A 19,605-nucleotide genomic window follows, 5' to 3' on the forward strand; every position below is an offset into this window, starting at 1 on the left:
GCTGACCAGCCAGAATATGCTCGCCTGAGCCGATCGGCCTGCGACGGGCGACTCTCAGACGTCCGGGTTAGGCTGAGTCGTTCCCCTTTGTCTTCAGTGAGCGCCCGACCCCTTCAGGCGCGACCCCACCAGTAGACGCACACGCCCCGGAGGAGGCCGAGGTCCATGAGGTCTTCCGCGTGGCTCCGTGCCCGGCCCCGCACCCTCGCGTCGGCCGGAGCGGTCACGGCTGCGGCGGTCACCCTCACGACCTTGGCCTTCGTCTACCAGGGCCTTCCCACCACCGAAGTAGATCTTCACGACGGCGGCGTGTGGGTCACGAAGCAGTCGGCCCTCCTCGTGGGGCATTTCAACCACGAGTCGCAGGTGCTCGACGGCGGCCTTCGTGCCAGCAGCGACGAGTACGACATCCTCCAGTCGGGTGAGAACGTGCTCGTCGTCGATGAGGCCGGCTCGAGCGTCGCGGTGGTCGACCCGGCGATGGTCTCGATGGCCGAAGCCGCGAACATCCCGGGCGGGGCGAAGGTCGAGCTCGGAGGATCGACGGTGGCCATCCTCGATCAGAGCTCCGGCGACCTGTGGGTCGTTCCGTCGGCCGGCGTCGGCTCGTTCCAGATCGAGGGCACCGATCCGGCCGCGAACGTCGGCGAGGGGTCGGATGTCACGGTCGGCGTCGACGGCGTGGTCCACGCGGTCTCGGCCGAGACGAGCGAAGTCGTCACCCTGCGGCTGCAGGAGGACGGCACGCCGTCGGATCCGGTGAGGACTGGGCTCGGAGACCTTCCGGGCGACGCGGAGCTGTCGATCTCGGCCGTCGGCGAACGTCCCGTGGTGCTGGACGCATCGACCGGCACCGCCTACGCCGACGGTCGTTCCTTCGCCGTGGAGGGGGCGCGCGACGGGGTGCTGCAACAGCCCTCGGCAGCGGCGGAGGGCTTCACCATCGCGACGGACGGTGCGCTCGCTCGCGTCCCGTTCGACGGCGCCGAGCCCAAGGTCGTCGGCGCGGGATCCAAAGGGTCTCCGGCCGCTCCGGTCTGGCTCGAGGGCTGCGCCTACGGCGCATGGAGCGGATCGGCGCGCTTCGTGCGCGACTGCCTGGGCGACGACGACGACCTCACGAGCGACATCGACGGCGTCGACGCCGCCTCGGTGCTGAAGTTCCGCGTCAACCGCGACGTCATCGTGCTCAACGACATCGTCGGCGGCGCGACGTGGCTGGCATCGGAGAGCCTGCAGCGCGTGGACAACTGGGAGGAGATCACTCCCCCCGAAGAGGCGACAGAAGAGAACGAGGAGACCACCGAGGAGACGGTCGAGACGACCACTCCCGAGCGCTCCGAGATCAACACGCCGCCGGTCGCGACCGACGACGACCTCGGTGTGCGCCCGGGGCGGACCACGATTCTGCCGCTGCTCGACAACGACAGCGATCCCGACGGCGATGTGCTCACGGCGCAGGTCGTCGACGGCGGCCCGTCCGTCGGCGACGTGCAGTCGATCGACAACGGCCGCGCACTGCAGATCGCGATCCCGGAGGATGCCTCCGGCTCGACCTCCTTCACCTATGAGATCTCGGACGGCCGCGGCGGCACCGACACCGCCACCGCGTCGCTGACGGTCCGCGGCTGGGACGTGAACGCGGCCCCGACGCAGAAGCGCGTCACCACGGTCACGGTGGAATCCGGCGGGACGGTCACCTACAACGTGCTGCCCGACTGGATCGACCCCGACGGCGACGATGTCTTCCTGAGCGGGGTGGTGCCTGCCGAGGGAGACGAGGCCGACTTCACGTCGGATGGACGCATCACCTACCGTGCGGTGGGCGGCGTGCAGGGGCGCAAGGACGTAGAGATCGTCGTGTCGGACGGCATGGAGGCGGCCACGGGAACCGTGCGCTTCGACGTGCGTCCCGTGGGCTCGACGGTACCGATCACGAACGCCGACTACGTGGCGGTGCGTGTCGGCCAGACCGCGACGGTCTCGCCGCTTGCGAACGACACCAGTTCCGGCCGCGAGCCGCTGCGCCTGACCCGCGTCGATCCCGTGCCGGGTGCCGAGCTGGCCCCCGACTACGCGAACAAGACATTCACGTTCACGTCGGCGACCCCAGCCACGTATTACGTCCAGTACCTGGTGGCGGCGGGCGCCAACGCTGTCCCCGGGATCGTCCGCGTGGACGTGCTCCCGGAGGGCGAGACGAATGTCCCGCCGGTGGCGGTGAGGGACGTCGCGCTCCTTCCCAGCGGCGGCGAAGTCCTCGTCAACGCGCTGACGAACGACTCCGACCCCTCGGGCGGCATCCTCGTCATCCAATCGGTGACGGTCGAGCCCAACTCGGGCATCGCCGTGGCCGTGCTCAACCACGAGACGCTCCGCATCAGCGACCAGGCGGCTCTGTCGGAGCAGGTCCGGATCTCGTATCGCATCTCGAACGGCTCGCAATCCGCCGAGGGAGACGTCATCGTCATCCCGATCCCCGCGCCGGCACAGCTTCGTCCGCCGGTGGCAAACGACGATCAAGTCGTGGTGCGCGCGGGCGATGTCGTGAACATCCCGGTGCTCGACAACGACTATCACCCGAACAACGACGCGATCCATGTCGCTCCCGAACTCGTGGCGCCGCTGCCCGAGCCGGAGAAGGGCGAGATCTTCGTCTCGCAGGACACGGTGCGCTTCCGCGCCTCGGATGAACCGGGGACCGTCTATGCGACGTACGAGGTCGTCGACAGCACGGGGCAGAAGGACGCGGGCTACATCACGATCCAGGTGCTGCCCGTCAACGCCGAGACGAACGCCGCCCCGCGCCCGCGCGACCTCACATCGCGCGTCCTCGGCGGCAGCCGTGTGCGCATCACGGTGCCGCTGGACGGAATCGATGCCGACGGCGACTCGGTGCGGCTGGTGGGCATCGCCTCCTCGCCCGAGAAGGGCCGGATCATCGAGACCGGCTCGGACTACATGATCTACGAGGCCTTCGACGACACCGCCGGGGTGGATGCCTTCACTTATCGCGTGCGCGATCGCCTGGGCGCCGAGGCGACCGCGTCGATCCGCGTGGGGATCGCACCGGCCGAGGGCGTCAACCAGGCGCCGTACGCCGTGAAGGACGCCGTCGTGATGCGACCGGACCGCCGCGTCGCGGTGCCGGTGCTCGAGAACGACTCCGATCCCGACGGCGACGAGTACTGGGTGCTGAAGAACGGCCTGATCCTGCCCGACGTCGACGGACTCGCGGCGAAGGTCGACGGCAACCGGGTCACCGTGACGTCGCCGTCCGAGCCCACCGAGACGTCGCTGCAGTACACGATCCGCGACGCTCGGGGCGCCCAGGCGAAGGCCGTCGTGCAGATCACCGTCTCGGAGGACGTGCCCTTGCTGGCACCGATCGCGCGCGACGACTACGTGCGCGCACAGGATGTCGAGGAAGACACCGTCGAGCTCGAGGTCCTCGCCAACGACGAGGATCCGGACGGCACGCTCGACGACCTCGACGTGACGGTGTCCGACCCCGGCGCGCGCGTGCGCGCCGACGGCACGGTCAGCATCACGCTGGGCGAAGAGGACCGGCTGATCACGTACACGATCACCGACCAGGACGGGAACGCGGCATCCGCCTTCATCCACGTCCCCGCGCTGTCGTCGCTGCCGCCGAGCCTCATCTCCACCGATCCGGTCGAGGTCGCCAGCGGCGAGACCGTCGAGATCGCACTGGCCGACCACGTGCGCGCCGTCGGCGACGCCAAGGTCGTCGTCACCGAGGCGGCGAAGGTCACCGCGGCGCACAGCGACGGTTCTTCGCTCGTGAAGGACCAGACCACCCTCGTCTACACGTCGGCCCAGGGCTACTTCGGTCCCGACGCGATCACGTTCGAAGTGACCGACGGCACCGGTCCCGACGATCCCGAGGGCCGCAAAGCGACGCTCACGCTGCCGATCACCGTGCTGCCGCCCGAGAACCAGCAGCCGACGTTCATCAACGGGCAGATGGATGTCGCGCCCGGCGAGGACCCCGCCGTGCTGGATCTGCTCGGCCTCACGACCGATCCCGACCCCGAGGATCTCGAAGACATGCGCTACGAGATCGTCGGCGGCTCGCCAGACGGCATGTCGGCCTCGGTCGATGACCAGGAGCTGCGTGTGAGCGCCGACGCGGGCACGCCGAAGGGCTCGGCCGCCACCATCCGCCTGCGCATCGACGACGGCACGACCGAGCCGGTCGAGGGCGTCGTCAACGTGCGCGTCACCGCGTCGACACGAGAACTCCCGACGGCGAACGACGACATCGTCGAGGAGGCGCACCAGGGCAAGACGGTCACCGTCCCGGTGCTCGCCAACGATGTCAACCCGTTCCCCGACACCCCGCTCGAGATCACGACCGCCCTGGTCGAAACCGGCCAGGGCCAGGTCGAGGTCGCCGGCGACGAGGTGCGCGTCACGCCCAACGAGACCTTCTTCGGCACGATGGTCGTGCGCTATCGCGTGCAGGATGCCACGAACGACCCCGACCGCGAGGTCGAGGGCCGCATACGCCTCACCGTCCAGGGCAAGCCCGACGCCCCGGGCACGCCGACCGTCGCCAGCGTGCAGGACCGCACCGTCGTGCTGTCGTGGACGCCGCCGGCCAACAACGGCGCCGAGATCGAGCAGTACGTCGTGACGTCGACGGCCGGGAACTACGAGAAGGTCTGTCTTGCGACGACGTGCACGCTCGACGGCCTGACGAACAACGTGGAGTACAACTTCACGGTCGTCGCCGAGAACCGCGTCGGCCCGTCCGAGCCGTCGGCGCCCTCTGAGACGGCGCGCCCCGACGCCCGCCCTGATACGCCCAACCCGCCGACCCTGGTGTACGGCGACCGCAGTCTGCAGGTCGCCTGGGTCACCCCCTCGACCCCGGGCTCGCCCGTCGAGACGTTCACGCTCGAGATCTCGCCGGCGCCGCCGTCGGGCATCGCGCAGAAGACGGCCGTCACCGGCAATGCGCTCGTCTGGGAGGGACTCGAGAACGGCACCGCGTATCAGGTCCGCGTGCAGGCGCACAACCGCGCGCCCGAGCCGTCGAGCTGGAGCGGGTGGTCGGCGAGCGAGATCCCCGCGCGCGCGCCGGATGCCGCCGGAGCCCCGTCGGTCGAGCGTCTCGACCCTGTCGGAAGCCAGGCTCAGATGCGTGTGTCGTGGAGCCCGCCCGCCAACAACGGCGACGCGATCGCCGAGTATCGCCTCAACGTCATCCGCGGTGGCGCGGTGGTGCGGACGATCAATGCGATCCCGGGCGGCCAGACTTCGCAGGCGCTCGCGATCGACGCGTCGACCACCGACTACACGTTCACCGTGGCCGCCCGCAACAAGGCCGGCTGGGGAGCGGACAGCGCCCCCTCGTCGCCACGCCGCGCCTTCGTCGCGCCGGGAGCGCCGACGAATGTACGGGCGACCGAGGGCGACCGGTCGCTCACCGTGACGTACAACGGCGCCCCGGGCAACGGCGCGAACGCGAACGAACTGGCGTACGAGTTCTCCCTGAACGGCGGCGGGTGGCAGGCGCTACCTGGCAGCGGCACCATCGGCGGGCTCAACAACGGCACGACCTATACGGTGCGCCTGCGGGCGTACACCGCGATGGACGGCGTGCGGTACAACGGCGCCGAGTCGGCGCCGTCGAACCAGGTGATCCCGTACGGACCGGTGCGGACCCCCGGGGCGACCGCTCGGGCAAACGGAACGTCCATCACCTACGGGTGGTCTGCTCCGGCCGAAAACGGCCGCACGATCCAAGTGATGCAGATCAGCATCAACGGCAGCGCGTGGGAGAACGTCGGACGCACAGGCAACCGCACGGTCGACCATGGGTATAACTTCACGGGCACGATCAGGGTGCGGGCCATGGATACGGCGCAACAGTGGTCCGATGTAGCCTCGGCGTCCGACCGTACGGCCGCGCCACCCCAGCCGAAGGTATGGGTCAGTCGCGGACAGTCTGCGCAGGGCCAGCCGAACTGCGGCTCCGACGCGTGCGCCTTCTTCGTGGTGAACACGGAGAACTTCCCTGCCGGCGACTACCAGGTCCACTGCAACGCGACCGGACCGTACGGCGGCACTCCCTTCGCGGGCGGATCGGTCCGTTCGCTCAAGGCAAACGGCCAGACGCAGATCGGCTGCTATTTCGGTGACGCGGGCGAGCAGGTCTGGGTCACCATCGACGGCTGGGGCACGTCCGAGAGACGTACCTGGTGAACAACGAGATGCACATCGAAAGAGAGACACCCGCATGACGATGACCCCCGAACAGGCCGCCTGGTTCCAGGGCACCTTCACGCGACTGGTCGACAACGTCGACCACGCGCTCATGGGCAAGCGCGAGGTCGTCGCCCTCGTGCTGTCGGCGATGCTCGCCGAAGGCCATGTGCTCCTCGAGGACGCGCCGGGCACCGGCAAGACCAGCCTGGCGAAGGCGCTCGCCGCCACCGTGCAGGGCACGAGCAGCCGCATCCAGTTCACTCCCGACCTGCTGCCGTCGGACGTGACGGGCGTCACGATCTACGACCAGACCTCGCACAAGTTCGAGTTCCACCGTGGCCCCGTGTTCGCCTCGATCGTGCTCGCCGACGAGATCAACCGTGCCTCGCCGAAGACACAGTCCGCGCTGCTCGAGGTCATGGAGGAGTCGCGGGTCACGGTCGACGGCGTGCCGCACGAGGTCGGCCGGCCGTTCCTGGTGATCGCGACGCAGAACCCGATCGAGCAGGCGGGCACCTACAAGCTGCCCGAAGCGCAGCTCGACCGCTTCCTCATCAAGACGTCGATCGGGTATCCCGATCTCGCCGTGGCCGAACGCATCCTCGCGGGCGCCGCGGACCGCAACCCGTCCGCCCATCTGTCCGCGATCATCACGACGGGCGCGGTCGCCGACATGGCGGATCTCGCCGCCACGGTGCACGTCGACCCCGCCGTCCTGCGCTACACGGCTCAGCTCTCGCAGGCGACGCGCGAGGATGCCGCGACCCGTCTGGGCGTCTCGGTGCGCGGTTCGCTCTCGATGATCCGCATGGCCAAGGTCTTCGCCGCGGCGCAGGGCCGCCACTTCGTGCTGCCCGACGACGTCAAGACCCTCGCCGGCCCGGTGTGGACCCACCGCCTCGTGCTCGATCCCGAAGCCGAGTTCGCCGGCACGAGCGCCGAGACCGTGGTCGCACGTGTGCTCGAGGCAGTGGCCGCACCGCAGGCGAGGTCCGCGGCCTGATGACTTCGCACGCACTCGGGACTGCGGGCGCCGCGCAGGAGCGCGGCGTCGCCGTCGGCGCGGCGGCGCACCTCGCGTCGATCGCGCTGCGCTGGCTGCGCGGCGTGTTCGCCGTCGTGCGCCCCGTCGCCTGGGTGCTGATCGCCGCGGCGGTCGTGCTGTGGATCTTCGGCCAGATCCTCGGCTGGTGGGAGCTGACGGTCGCGGCCGTCGTCGTGACGACCGTGCTCGTGCTGTGCCTGCTGTTCCTCATCGGGCGCACCGCTTACGAGGTGTCCCTCGACCTCAACCGCACACGCGTCGTGGTCGGCGAGCGGGCCGTCGGCGCACTCACGCTCGCCAATAGTGGAAGCCGCGCGATCCTGCCGTCGCGCGTGCTGCTGCCGGTGGGGTCCGGACGTGGCGTCTTCGAGGTCGGACGACTGGCTCCCGGCGACACCGCCGAGGAGCTGTTCGCGATCCCGACGACCCGGCGTGCCGTGGTGAAGGTGGGTCCGGTGAGCGTGGTGCGGGGCGATCCGCTCGGCCTGTTCGAGCGCGTGCACCGTCGCGACGAGCCCGTGGACCTCTTCGTCCACCCGCGGACGGTGCTGTTCGACGGGCAGTCGCTGGGCTTCCTGCGCGATCTCGAGGGGCTTCCGGCGACGGACCTGTCGCGCGACGACGTGTCGTTCCACGCGCTGCGCGAGTACCAGCCCGGCGACGATCTGCGCCACGTGCACTGGAAGTCCACCGCGCGTACCGGCGACCTGATGGTGCGCCAGTACGAAGAGACGCGCCGCTCGCACTTCGTCATCGGGCTCTCGACGAGTCCCGCCGACTACCGCGGCGACGATGAGTTCGAGCTCGCGATCTCGGCCGCCGGCTCGCTCGGGCTGCGCGCGCTGCGCGACTCGCAGCGCGTCGAGGTCCGCGTCCAGGAGCGCGGGCTGCCCGCGGGCACCGGCAAGCAGTTCCTCGACGCACTCTCCGGCCTCGCCCACTCACGGCCGCGCGCCGGCAGCATCGTCGAGCTCGCCGGCTCGGTCGCGGCGACGCTCGCGCTGGCCAGCGTCGTGGTGCTGGTGTGCGGCAGCACGGTCGACGCCAACGACCTGCGCACCGCGTGCAGCCGCCTGCCGTTCGGCGCGCGGGTGCTCGCCGTCGTCGCCGACTCCGGTGCGACCTCGCCCACGCTGCGTCGCATCGGCGAGGCCGACGTCGTGACCATCGGCGCGCTCGAGCAGCTGGCCGGTGCACTGCGGAAGGTGCTCGCATGACCGCCGCACCCACTAAGGCACCGACCGCCGCGCCGGCCACGACCTCGCCCGCCGTCGCGCTGCCGGCCCGTCGCTGGCTGCTCGACCTCGGCGCGACGCTGGCCCTCCTCGCGATCCCGGTCATCGGCTTCTGGTCGACCTTCGACGGCCCCCGCTACCTCGTCGCGGCGGTCGGCGGGCTGCTGCTCGGCATGAGCCTGGGCGCTCTGGGTGCCGTCCTGCGCTGGGGCATCCTGCTGCTGTCAGGCGCCACCGTCGTCGCGTATTTCCTCTTCGGCGGCGCCCTTGCCCTGCCGCACACCACGGTCGCCGGGGTCATACCGACGCTCGAGACGCTGCGTCTGCTCGCCGAGGGCACGATCACGTCGTGGAAGCAGCTGCTGACGACGGTCGCACCCGTCGCGGCCGACGACGGCCACCTCATCGTCCCGTTCCTGCTCGCGCTCGTCGCCGCGGTGCTGACGACGTCGCTGGCGCTCCGCGCGCGCTCCGCGGCGTGGGCGCTGCTCCCTGCTGCCGCATTCCTTGCGGTGGAGATCGCGCTCGGCACCTCGCAGCCCGTGGTGCCGGTGATCCAGGGCGTCGTCTTCGGGCTCGTCGCGGTGGTGTGGCTCGCGATCCGCCAGGCATGGCAGCCGCAGGCGGCCGCCGTCTCGGTGGGAGAGGGCTCTTCCGGCGCCCGGGGCGCTGCGGTGCGCCGTGCCGTCATGGGCGTCGCGGTCATCGCGATCGCGGGGGTCGTCGGCGTCACGACCAGCGCGTTCGCCGCGCCCTCCTCGCCGCGCTACGTGCTGCGCGACGTCGTGATCCCGCCTTTCGACATCCGCGAGTTCCCGAGCCCGCTCCAGTCGTTCCGCGCGTACGTGCGCGACTTCCCCGACGAGACCCTCTTCACCGTCAGCGGACTGCCCGAGGACGCCCGCGTGCGCCTGGCGACGATGGACGCCTACAACGGCACCGTCTACAACGTCTCGGACGACGGCGCCGGCTCGTCCAGTGCCTTCTCTCCCGTGCGCACGAACATGTCGGCCGACGCCGAGGGCACGCCGGCGACGGTCCACGTCGAGATCGGCGCGTTCGAGGGCGTGTGGATGCCGGATGCCGGCGCCGTCCAGAGCGTCACGTTCGACGGCGACCGCGCCGACGACCTGCGCCGCACCGCTCACTACAACGAGTCGACCGCGACCGGTGTGGTGACCGCCAGCCTGCAGAAGGGCGACGCGTACACGATCGAGAGCGTCATCCCCGAGATCCCGAGCGACGAGGCCCTCGCCGACACCCCGTTCGCGCCGGTGTCGCTGCCCAAGCAGGAGGGCGTCCCGCAGGATCTGGCGGATGTCGCCTCCAAGGCCGTCGCCGAGGCCGTGACGCCGATCGAACAGGCGCGCGCGCTCGAGACCATGCTCTCGGAGGGCGGGTTCTTCAGCCACGGTCTCGCCGGAGAGGTGATCTCGCGGGCCGGTCACGGTGCCGAGCGCATCTCGACGCTCCTGGGCGCCGAGCAGATGGTCGGCGACGACGAGCAGTACGCGACCGCGATGGCGCTCCTGGCTCGCGAGGTCGGCATCCCGGCCCGTGTCGTGATGGGCTTCTATCCCGACGAGGATCAGGCCGGGCAGGGCGTCTTCGAGGCCACCGGCAACTCGCTGCACGCGTGGGTCGAGATCGCCTTCGACGGCGCAGGCTGGGTGCCGTTCGACCCGACGCCCCCCGAGGACCAGGTTCCGAACGACCAGACCACTAAGCCCAAGGCCGATCCGAAGCCGCAGGTGCTGCAGCCGCCGCCTCCGCCGCAGGAGCCGGTCGATCTGCCGCCGACCGTGACCGACGACGGAGGCTCGGAGGACGAGAATCCCCTCGACCTGACGCTGCTGTGGACGATCGTGGGCATCGGTGCGGGAACGCTCGGCATCCTCTTCGTGCTGCTCGCGCCGTTCGTGGTGATCGGGGTCCTCAAGGCCACCCGCCGTCGCCGGCGGCGTGAGGCGGAGCGGCCCGCCGATCGCATCAGCGGCGGCTGGGACGAGCTGGTCGACCGCGCGTCCGACCACGGTGCTCCGGTGCGACCGGGCGGCACCCGTCTGGAAGAGGCCGGCGTCCTCAGCACCGCGTTCGCCGAGCCCAGAGTCGGCACCCTCGCCTCGCGGGCCGACCTCGAGGTCTTCGGTCCCACCGAGCCGAGCCCCGACGATGTCGAGGAGTTCTGGGCCCAGGTCGACGAGATCGTCGGGGGCATGGCCAGCAGCCGCACGTGGTGGCAGCGGATGAAGGCGCGGCTCAGCATCCGCTCCCTCCTCGCCGGCACGCGGTTCGCGCTGCCCGATCGAGCGCCGAACCCTGCGCGAGTCCGTCCCGAGCGCGCGACGAAGCGCGCCACGGCGGACGGCGCACCCGAGAGCGCACCCGAGCGCTCCGTTCCAGCACCGCAGGAGAACGAATGACCGCACGTCAGCCTCTCATCGCGCAACCCGCGTCTCTCGGACGCCGAGCCGGTGCCTTCGCGGTCGATCTCGCGATCTCGTATGGGCTCGCGTTCGTCCTCTTCGTCCTCCTGGCCATCGTCGTGATGGGCAGCAGCGCGAGGCGCGACTACGGCCTCGTCGCGGTCGTCGCCATCACTTCGTACGCGGTGGTGGCCGCGTGCCTCGTGGCGTGGCTGCTGGTGTACTCGGCCATGCAGGGCGGGCGCGGCTCCATCGGCCAGCGCGCGTTCGGCGTGCGTCTGCAGGACGAGGCGACAGGCGCGCCCATCGGGTTCTGGCGTGCCGTCCTGCGCAACCTCGTATGGGGCCTCGCGGGCTCGATCGTCGTCGGCTACTTCAGTCCGCTGTTCGACTCGAGCCCCCGCCGCCAGGGCTGGCACGACAGGGCGGCCAGGACGGTGGTCGTCGACGCACGGGCGACGGGAGCGGTGCATCCGCCGTTCGCCGAGTTCGCGGTGAACCCGTACCTGGCGCAGCCGCATGCGCACACGCCGTCCGCTTTCGCGCACGCGCCGACCGCGCCCGTGCACACGCCGCCCTTCGCATACGCCTCGGGCGCTTCGGTACCTGCGTACGCCTCGGCCCCGACAGCCTCGGCCCCGGCAGTCTCGGCCCCGGCCCACGCCCCGGCGAGTGCCGCCGGCATCCCGGCACCCGCGTACCAGCCGGCCGAGGACGACCCCTTCGGAGAGGCGACGGTCATCGTTCACCGCACGGCCGCGGCCCCGGCCGGCGTGATCTCGGGCGTGCCCGCGGCGACCCACGCCGTCGCCGGTGACTTCCCCGGCCTGACGATGCCGTTCCCGGCGGCCACGACGACCGAGCCGCTCGTCGCGGCGACCGCGATCGCCGTCGAGGATCTCGACGCCACTCGGCTGACGGCGGTGCCGCCGCCGGCGCAGCGGGCGGCACTGTACGAGGACGCCCCGGTTCTCACCGTCCTCACGTGGGACGACGGCACGCGAATGGCCGTCTACGGACGCACGCTGTACGGCCGCAACCCCGCGATGGAGCCCGGTGCCGTCGCGATCGCCGTCCGCGACGAGACCCTGTCGCTGTCCAAGACGCATTTCGAGATCGGCGGCGACGCGAACGGCGCGTGGATCGTCGACCGTCACTCGACCAACGGCACGGTGCTGATCCGCGACGGCGGCCGCATCCCGCTCGTCCCGGGTCTGCAGACCAGCCTGCGCGCGGGCGACCGCCTGGAGTTCGGCGACCGCACGGCCGCCGTCGGCGGCGCGTGATGTCACCGCAGTCCCCGCCTATCACCGTGGTCTTCGGCGCCGCGACCGACGCCGGCCTGCGCCGTCGTGTGAACGAGGATTCCTACATCGCCCAGACGCCGATGTTCCTCGTGGCCGACGGCATGGGCGGGCACCAGGCGGGTGAGATCGCCAGCGCAGCCGTCGTGGACGAGTTCGCGCGGCTGGCCGGCCGCCAGAGCCTGACGATCGACGACGTCCACACCACCGTCGCTGCAGCGCGCCGGCGGGTCGGGGCGCTCCCCGCCGGGCGGGGCGCCGGCGCCGGCACGACTCTGGCCGGTGTGGTCATCGCCGACGTCGACGGTGAGGGGTATTGGCTCACCGTCAACCTGGGCGACTCGCGCACGTACCGGCTGAGTGCCGGCGTGTTCGAGCAGGTGAGCGTCGACCACTCGGTGGTGCAGGAGCTCGTCGACAGCGGTCAGCTCGCGGCGGATGCCGCGCAGCGCGACACGCGACGCAACGTCATCACCCGCGCGATCGGCGCGGGCAGCGACGGCGAGCCCGACTACTGGCTCATTCCCGCTGAGGCCGGCGACCGCATCCTCGTCTGCTCCGACGGGCTGTCGAGCGAGCTCGAACAGGATGCGATCCACGGAATCCTCATCGCTGAGGCGGATCCGCAGGCGGCGGCGACGCGTCTCGTGCACGAGGCGATGGTGCGCGGTGGACGCGACAACATCACCGCGGTCGTCGTCGACGCGACCGCCGTTCGCACACGAGGCACCGGATCGTGCGAGAGTGATACGGTTCCCGCGGGCACGCCCCTCGATGACATCGACGGCGACACGCTTCCCCGCGCGATCGCCTCAGGAGGATTCTGATGCCGACGCTGTACGCCCCCGGGGCGACCCCGGTCGCCGTCACGCCGCACGGGTTCGTCGTGCTCGGAGCCGAGACGCCGCACACCCTCGCGGCGCGGATCCGCACGCTCGTGGCCGACGGTCGAGGGCTGGGCGGCGTGATCGAGGCGCTCACCGGTGCGTACGGCACGTCTCTGACGGCCATCCCGCCGTTCGGCGTCGCGCTGGCCGAGGGCGACGCGGTGCGCATCGCGGTGCGCGGTGACATCGCCTTCGACGTCGAAGCCACCTCCTCCGAGCGAGTGTCGGGCGCCGGGGTGACCACGTGGACCGAGCGGCTGGTCTCGGGTGTGGTGAGGGTCGTCTTCGCCCCGGAGGACTCCCTCCCCGCGGAATTGCCGGTGAACGATGCGGTCGTCCTCGCGTCGGTCGTGACGTGGGATGCCGCCGGCGCGAGTGCCTCTTCGCCAGCGGCCGAGCCGAAGGCCGCGTCGGCGTCTGCGCGGGTCGCTCCGGTCCCGCCCGGCGATCCTGCCGCCGGGCCCGGCCCTGTCCTCGAGCCCGAGCCTGTGCCGGATCCGCTCGCCGTCGCCGAGCCCGTGCCCGACCCGCTCGCCGCCGCCGAGCCGGTGCCGGACCCTCTCGCGGCCCCCGAGCCCGAGGCCGCGCCCGCTCGCCCCCGCTCGGCGCTCGTGTCCAACCCGCTGGCAGTGCCGGCGCCCGAGCCCATCGCGCCGCCGAAGGCCGCGGACGCCAAGCGCGGTGCCGCGAAACCCGAGACTGCCGAGCAGCCGGTCGCTGCGGCCGGGGCCGTTCCCCCCTCCGGAGCCCCTGGGCTGATCGACTCGCGCGCGGTGCTGTCGCTCACCGAGACGCTGATCCCCGCCGATTCGACGATCGTGCGCACCGACCGCGGTGCTGGCGGCACGCCCCAAGCAGCGGCGGAAGTGCCCGCGCCCGCGAAGCCGGAGGACGATGCGGTCGAGGCGACCGTCGTGCGCGGCGGCGACGCCGTTCCGCCCGCACCGCCGATCCCCGGCGACCACGACGGCGAGACCATCTCTCTCGCCCAGGCGCGCGCCCTGAAGGCGGCGGCCGGTGAATCGCCGTCCGCGGCGGTGCCCGTGTCGCCGGTCACGTCGGCGCTCGCCCCGCCGCGCCCGCCCGCTCCGGGGCAGGTACGGCTGTCGACGGGCCAGGTCGTCATGCTCGATCGAACGGTCGTCATCGGCCGGCGCCCGCGCTCGACACGTGTCAGCGGAACCGATCTGCCCCACCTGGTCGCGGTGGACAGCCCGCAGCAGGACATCTCACGCAGTCACGTCGAGCTGCGCGTCGAGGGTGAGAGCATCGTGGCGACCGATCTGCGCACCACCAACGGCACGACGCTCCTGCGTGCCGGGAGCGAGCCGATGCGTCTGCACCCCGGAGAGGGCTCGGTGGTCGTGCCGGGTGACTTTCTCGATCTCGGCGACGGCATCACTGTCGCCATCGAGGCGGTGTCGTGAGCGCGAAGCGCGCGCCCATGGCGCCGCCCGACCTTCCGGGCTTCACCTATGTCGACCTGCTCGGGTCGGGCGGGTTCGCCGACGTCTACCTGTACGAGCAGCAGCTGCCCAAGCGCCGCGTCGCCGTGAAGGTGCTGCTCACCGATCGCATGTCGAGCGGCTCGGTCGAGGAGTTCACCGCCGAGGCCAACGTCATGGCGATGCTCTCGACGCATCCGGCGATCGTCACGATCTACCAGGCCGGGGTCGCGCGCGACGGGCGCCCGTACCTCGTGATGGAGTACTGCCCCAAGCCGAACCTGCAGGTGCGCTATCGGCGCGAGCCGTTCTCGATCGCCGAGTCGCTGCGCGTCGGCGTGCAGGTCGCCGCCGCCGTCGAGACCGCGCACCGCGCGGGCGTGCTGCACCGCGACATCAAGCCGGCGAACATCCTCGTCACCGAGTACAACCGGCCGGCCCTGACCGACTTCGGCATCGCCTCGACCACGAGCGCGGCGGCCGAGTCGGCGGGACTGTCGATCCCGTGGTCGCCGCCGGAGTCGTTCGCCGACGTGCCGCGCAGCGACCCGCGCTCCGACGTCTACGCCCTGGGCGCCACGGTGTACACGCTGCTCGCCGGTCACTCGCCGTTCGAGGTCGCCGGTCAGCGCAACAACGCCGCCGAGCTCATCCACCGCATCGAGACGATGCCGCTGCCCGCGCTCGGCCGCGCCGACGTGCCGGCCTCGCTGCAGCGGGCGCTCGAGCGCGCGATGGCCAAGCCCTCCGCCGACCGCTACGAGAGCGCGCTCGCGTTCGCCCGCGCACTGCAGACGGTGCAGATCGAGCTGTCGCATTCCGTCACGGCGATCGACATCCTCGACGACCACATCCCCGAGGACGTCGAGCAGGACGAGGACGACGGGCTGACCCGGGTTCGCGGTGTCGTCAGCATCAACCCCGAGACCACGCCCGCCGCGGGACTCACGCGCCCCTCGGCCACGACCGCGCCGAGCGGCCGTGCCAGCGCGTTCGCGCCGACGACGCCGCAGGCCGGCACGGTGCCGACCGGCTACGCGCCCGCCGGCGACCCGGCGGAGTTCGAGACGGTGCTGCGCAATTCGCCGGCCGCCCATGCGACCGCTCCCGGGGTGATGGGGACGACGGATGCTGTCGATCAGACGGTGATCCGCGCTTCTGGTTTCATCGCCGAAGCTCCCGAGACCCCCGCCGAGCAGGTCGATGCCGGGCCGCCGCCCCGCCGCCGCACGGGCCTGTGGATCGGGATCGGCGTGGCCGTCTTCGTCGTGATCGCCGTCATCGTGGGGGTGTCGCTGCCGGGGATGCTGGCGGGCACGCCGCAGCAGACCCCGGTGACGCAGGAGTCCTCCAAGCCGCAGGACCCGATCTCGGCCGTGGTGCCCGAGCCCGAAGACATCGTCGGCGCACCGGCCGACGGCGGTGTGCGGTTCACGTGGACCAACCCCGACCCGCAGGAGGGTGACCGCTACCTCTACGGCGTCGTGACGCTCGCCGATCCGGAACCGGATCTCGAGCCGATCACCGAGACCGAGATCGTCGTGCCGGCAGACCCAGGCGGGCAGACGTGCATCGACCTCGTGCTGGTGCGCTCACAGGGCCAGTCGTCCGACACCGTGCGGGGGTGCACGCCGTGACGTCGCGCGCGGCCGACGAGCTGACCGTCGAGTTCGCCGGCGAGGAGTTCCCGGTCGCGCCGGGAACGGTGTTCTCGGTGGGCCGCGAGGGCGACCTCGCGATCGACGACAACCTCTTCCTGCACCGCAACTTCCTCACGATCCAGCACGTCGAAGGCCTGTGGCTGCTGTCGAACGTCGGCAGCCGCCTGACGGCGACGGTGACCGATTCGGGTGGCCGCGTGCAGGCCTGGCTGGCACCCGGCGCGCGCCTGCCGCTCGTGTTCGCCTCGACATCCGTCATCTTCAGCGCCGGCCCCACCACGTACGAGCTCACGATTCACGCGGCCGAGCCCGCCTTCCGTGAGACCCAGCCCGAAGCCGAGGACGACGACGGGCTGAGCACGATCGGCGACGTGCCGCTGACGCACAGCCAGCGCCTGATGATCCTCGCGCTTGCCGAGCCGGTCCTCAAGCGCGAGGGAACGGGCATGAGCGAGCTGCCGACGTCGTCGCAGGCCGCCGAACGGCTGGGGTGGACCCTGACGCGGTTCAACCGCAAGCTCGACAACGTGTGCGACAAGCTCGACCGCATCGGCGTGCCGGGCCTGCGCGGCGGCGTCCGCTCCTATGCCACGAACCGGCGTGTGCGCTTGGTCGAGCACGCGCTCGCCGCCCGCCTCGTCACCCGCGACGACCTGCCGCTGCTCGACCTCGAGCACGATCTCGTCGCCGAAGAAGAGGCCTGACCTCCGCCCGACGGCCTCCTTCTGCCGTTCCCCGCGTCACCCCTTCATGCGAAAACACGGGCCCGTAACGGCGACACCCCGATGACGGATGCCGCAGCCCGGCGTGTCTCGTCACCGGCTGGTGTTTTCGCTCGCGGTTTTCGCCGGGTCAGCGGCCGGCGTCGTAGAGGTGACGGCCGCCGTGGCTGACGACCTTCACGACGACGCCGCGGCGGTGCAGCTCGGCCACGGTGCGGGTCTCCTCGTCGATGTCGCGGCCGAGGGCGTGGACGTTCGCGACCACGAGCACGTCGCCCTGCCGCAGCGTGCCGAACAGGCGCACGAGGCGCTCCTCCCACGACTCGAGCGTCTCGGGAGCGGGGTGGCGGAAGCCGTCGATCGGCACGCCGAAGCGCGTCAGATCATTGCGCTGCTCGACCACGGACGGCATGTCGTCGCGCGAGATGACCAGGCCCACCAGGCGTGAGCCGGCGGGGCGGGCGCGCCACCAGTTGCGGTCCTGCTGCATCTCGGTGAAGCACTTCGGGCACTCGGCTGCCGGGTGCGGCACGTGCAGAGGAGCGGTGTCGACGGATGCCTCGCCGCCGGCCGTGGCACGCGCGATGTCGATCGGTCCGGCGGGCGTCGTGCGCCCGGCATCCGTCATCGTCGTCTCTGCGTCTTGAGTGACGTCACTCATGTCAGCCGCCCCTTCGCCCGCGCCGTGATCTCCCCGAGGGTCCATTGTCTCCCGAGAACGCACTCGCCGTGTGCCGCGGGCGGGACGGACGCCCGCGCGGGTCATTCGTCGTCGAGACGCAGCTCGAGGCTCAGCTGGTCGGCGTCGAGCTCGGCGAGGGCGTGCCGCAGCGCCGGCGTGCTGAACTGCCCGCCCGAGGTCAGCGCGTTCAGGCGCTCGCGCATCGCCTCGATCATCGCCAGCCGCAGCTCGAGCAGATCCCGCGCGGAGGCGGTGGTCTCGTCGTCGGGAGGATCCGTCAGCCGGGTGCCGACGCGCTCGAGCAGCTCGCTCGAGAACTCCGATCCGTCGCGACGTCTCAGCGACGGCGCCGACAGCGCGGCGACCGCGGCGCCGCGCAGCTCGTCGTCCAGCGCCGACTGCTCGGCGCGATCGAGGTGGTCGTCGCCGGTCCGCTGCAGGTGCAGCAGGCGCACCAGCCAGGGCAGCGTGAAGCCCTGCAGCATCAGGCTGCCCGCCGCCACCGCGAAGGCGATGAACACGAGCAGCGCGCGGTCGGGGGTGTCTTCGCGTGGCAGCGTCTGCGCGGCGGCGAGCGTCACGACGCCGCGCATGCCCGCCCACACGATGATGGTGCCGTGCTTCCAGCCGAGCGGCGACGCCTGGTAGTAGTTCAGGTCGCCGAGCGCGCGGCCCACGCGATGCCGCATCGACGCGAGCCGCCGCTGCGCGCGGGGATCGTCGGGGTCCGGCGCGCGACGCGCCCGTTCCTCGAGGCGCTGCCGCCGGCGGGCCAGCCGGCGCGCGTGGCGACTGGCGGTGGGCCCAGCCGTCGCCCCCGCCCCGCGGATCGGCGGCGGATCCTCGCCCGCGGCCATCGCGTCGATGCGCGCGCCGATCGCCTCGAGCCGCTCGCGCTGCCGTCCGCGGGCGCGCCTGCTCTGCAGCCACACCAGCACCGACACATACGCGGCACGGACGGCGAGCACCAGCGCGAGCGCCCCGGCGGCGATGCCGATGCCGGTGCCGAGGCCGTTGTGCCCCTCGATGTTCTCGGCCACGATCGCGTTGAGCTCGAGGCCCATCACGAGGAAGACGGCGCCCTCGAGCACGAGCTCGACGGTGCGCCAGTTGTGCTCGTCCGACATCCGCTGCTCCGGCGTGAACCAGCGCGCGGCGCCCTGGCCCGTCACGATGCCCGCCACGACCGCCGCGACCAGGCCCGAGCCGCCGAGCTCCTCCGTCGGCAGGTACGCCACGAACGGCACGACGAAGCCCACCGCCGTGTTCGCCGCGGAATGCCCGATCAGCGCCCGCAGGCGCAGGTTGAGGTAGCCGACGATCGCGCCGATCACCACCGCCACCAGCACGCCCCGCCCGAACGCGGGCAGGAAGCCGAGACCGAGGTCTTCATCCGCGGCCAGTCCCGCGGTGCCGACGGCGGCGGCCGCGATCATGGTGCGCAGCAGCACCAGGGCGGTCGCGTCGTTGAGCAGGCTCTCGCCCTCGAGCATCGTCACGACGCGGCGCGAGACCCCGAGCCGCTTCACGATCGACGTGGCCACCGCGTCGGTGGGGCTGAGGATCGCGCCCAGCGCGACGGCGATCGCAGGATGGATGCCGGGGATCACGAGGAGGAAGAACCCTGCGAGCGCGACCGAGCTGAGAATCACGAGCAGGAACGACAGGCCCGCGATCGGGCCGAAGTCACGGCGGAACTCGATCGCGGGCAGCGCGACGGCCGCCGAGTACAGCAGCGGCGGCAGCACTCCGACGAGGATCCACTCCGGGTCGATCTCGGGCACCTCGACGAACGGCAGCAGGCTCACGGCGGCGCCGATCAGCAGCAGCACGAGCGGACCGGCGATGCCGAGCTTCGGGGCGATCGCCGTCGCCAGTGCGATCACGACGACCGCGACGATGATCACGACGAGCGCTTCCACGAGTCAGAGCCTAGTGACGGGTCGTCGTCGCCTCAGTGG

General features: G+C 71.5%; 11 protein-coding genes. 9 read left to right on the forward strand and 2 right to left on the reverse strand.

What is annotated here, in order from left to right; all coding sequences use genetic code 11:
* The first annotated feature begins 165 nt into the window (after positions 1–165).
* Genes HF576_RS14470 through HF576_RS14510 form a run of 9 tightly spaced genes read left to right on the forward strand, consistent with a single transcriptional unit; the run spans position 166 to position 16,944 of the window.
* Positions 166–6,234 carry an Ig-like domain-containing protein gene (locus HF576_RS14470; RefSeq protein ID WP_168913497.1) on the forward strand — a complete coding sequence of 2,023 codons (6,069 nt, stop codon included), beginning with the start codon at positions 166–168 and terminating at the stop codon, positions 6,232–6,234.
* Between the two features lie 34 nt (positions 6,235–6,268).
* Positions 6,269–7,240, forward strand: a complete 972-nt coding sequence (locus HF576_RS14475) for an AAA family ATPase (protein WP_168913498.1) — start codon at positions 6,269–6,271, stop codon at positions 7,238–7,240.
* Positions 7,240–8,499 carry a DUF58 domain-containing protein gene (locus tag HF576_RS14480; protein ID WP_168913499.1) on the forward strand — a complete coding sequence of 420 codons (1,260 nt, stop codon included), beginning with the start codon at positions 7,240–7,242 and terminating at the stop codon, positions 8,497–8,499. The genes HF576_RS14475 and HF576_RS14480 overlap by 1 nt, the downstream gene beginning before the upstream one ends.
* Positions 8,496–10,940 carry a transglutaminase-like domain-containing protein gene (locus HF576_RS14485; protein WP_168913500.1) on the forward strand — a complete coding sequence of 815 codons (2,445 nt, stop codon included), beginning with the start codon at positions 8,496–8,498 and terminating at the stop codon, positions 10,938–10,940. Before HF576_RS14480 ends, HF576_RS14485 begins: the two co-directional genes overlap by 4 nt.
* Positions 10,937–12,229: an RDD family protein gene (locus tag HF576_RS14490; RefSeq protein ID WP_168913501.1), complete on the forward strand. Its 1,293-nt coding sequence runs from the start codon at positions 10,937–10,939 to the stop codon at positions 12,227–12,229. The genes HF576_RS14485 and HF576_RS14490 overlap by 4 nt, the downstream gene beginning before the upstream one ends.
* Positions 12,229–13,074 (forward strand): PP2C family protein-serine/threonine phosphatase, encoded by an 846-nt coding sequence (locus HF576_RS14495; RefSeq protein WP_168913502.1) that lies wholly within the window; start codon positions 12,229–12,231, stop codon positions 13,072–13,074. The genes HF576_RS14490 and HF576_RS14495 overlap by 1 nt, the downstream gene beginning before the upstream one ends.
* Positions 13,074–14,561, forward strand: a complete 1,488-nt coding sequence (locus HF576_RS14500) for an FHA domain-containing protein (RefSeq protein WP_168913503.1) — start codon at positions 13,074–13,076, stop codon at positions 14,559–14,561. Before HF576_RS14495 ends, HF576_RS14500 begins: the two co-directional genes overlap by 1 nt.
* Complete coding sequence (locus HF576_RS14505; RefSeq protein WP_168913504.1) at positions 14,558–16,216, forward strand: protein kinase domain-containing protein; 1,659 nt, start codon at positions 14,558–14,560, stop codon at positions 16,214–16,216. The genes HF576_RS14500 and HF576_RS14505 overlap by 4 nt, the downstream gene beginning before the upstream one ends.
* Positions 16,204–16,944, forward strand: a complete 741-nt coding sequence (locus HF576_RS14510; RefSeq protein WP_168913505.1) for a hypothetical protein — start codon at positions 16,204–16,206, stop codon at positions 16,942–16,944. Before HF576_RS14505 ends, HF576_RS14510 begins: the two co-directional genes overlap by 13 nt.
* A 148-nt stretch (positions 16,945–17,092) precedes the next feature.
* Here HF576_RS14510 and HF576_RS14515 read toward each other — a convergent pair whose 3' ends face one another.
* Both HF576_RS14515 and HF576_RS14520 read right to left on the reverse strand, forming a co-directional pair.
* The gene (locus HF576_RS14515) at positions 17,093–17,623 is read right to left on the reverse strand and encodes a recombinase family protein (protein WP_240948913.1); all 531 of its coding nucleotides are present in this window, start codon (positions 17,621–17,623) and stop codon (positions 17,093–17,095) included.
* A gap of 101 nt (positions 17,624–17,724) precedes the next feature.
* Complete coding sequence (locus HF576_RS14520) at positions 17,725–19,566, reverse strand: cation:proton antiporter domain-containing protein (protein WP_168913506.1); 1,842 nt, start codon at positions 19,564–19,566, stop codon at positions 17,725–17,727.
* Between the last annotated feature and the right edge of the window lie 39 nt (positions 19,567–19,605).

The organism is Microbacterium salsuginis (assembly GCF_012524205.1).
Lineage (GTDB): Bacteria > Actinomycetota > Actinomycetes > Actinomycetales > Microbacteriaceae > Microbacterium > Microbacterium salsuginis.

What these genes read in the sequence shown, in the direction of transcription:
- HF576_RS14515 (WP_240948913.1), bottom strand. Translation starts at nt 17,623, where the DNA reads ATGAGTGACGTCACTCAAGACGCAGAGACGACGATGACGGATGCCGGG.
- HF576_RS14485 (WP_168913500.1), top strand. Translation starts at nt 8,496, where the DNA reads ATGACCGCCGCACCCACTAAGGCACCGACCGCCGCGCCGGCCACGACC.
- HF576_RS14475 (WP_168913498.1), top strand. Translation starts at nt 6,269, where the DNA reads ATGACGATGACCCCCGAACAGGCCGCCTGGTTCCAGGGCACCTTCACG.
- HF576_RS14490 (WP_168913501.1), top strand. Translation starts at nt 10,937, where the DNA reads ATGACCGCACGTCAGCCTCTCATCGCGCAACCCGCGTCTCTCGGACGC.
- HF576_RS14480 (WP_168913499.1), top strand. Translation starts at nt 7,240, where the DNA reads ATGACTTCGCACGCACTCGGGACTGCGGGCGCCGCGCAGGAGCGCGGC.
- HF576_RS14495 (WP_168913502.1), top strand. Translation starts at nt 12,229, where the DNA reads ATGTCACCGCAGTCCCCGCCTATCACCGTGGTCTTCGGCGCCGCGACC.
- HF576_RS14470 (WP_168913497.1), top strand. Translation starts at nt 166, where the DNA reads ATGAGGTCTTCCGCGTGGCTCCGTGCCCGGCCCCGCACCCTCGCGTCG.
- HF576_RS14500 (WP_168913503.1), top strand. Translation starts at nt 13,074, where the DNA reads ATGCCGACGCTGTACGCCCCCGGGGCGACCCCGGTCGCCGTCACGCCG.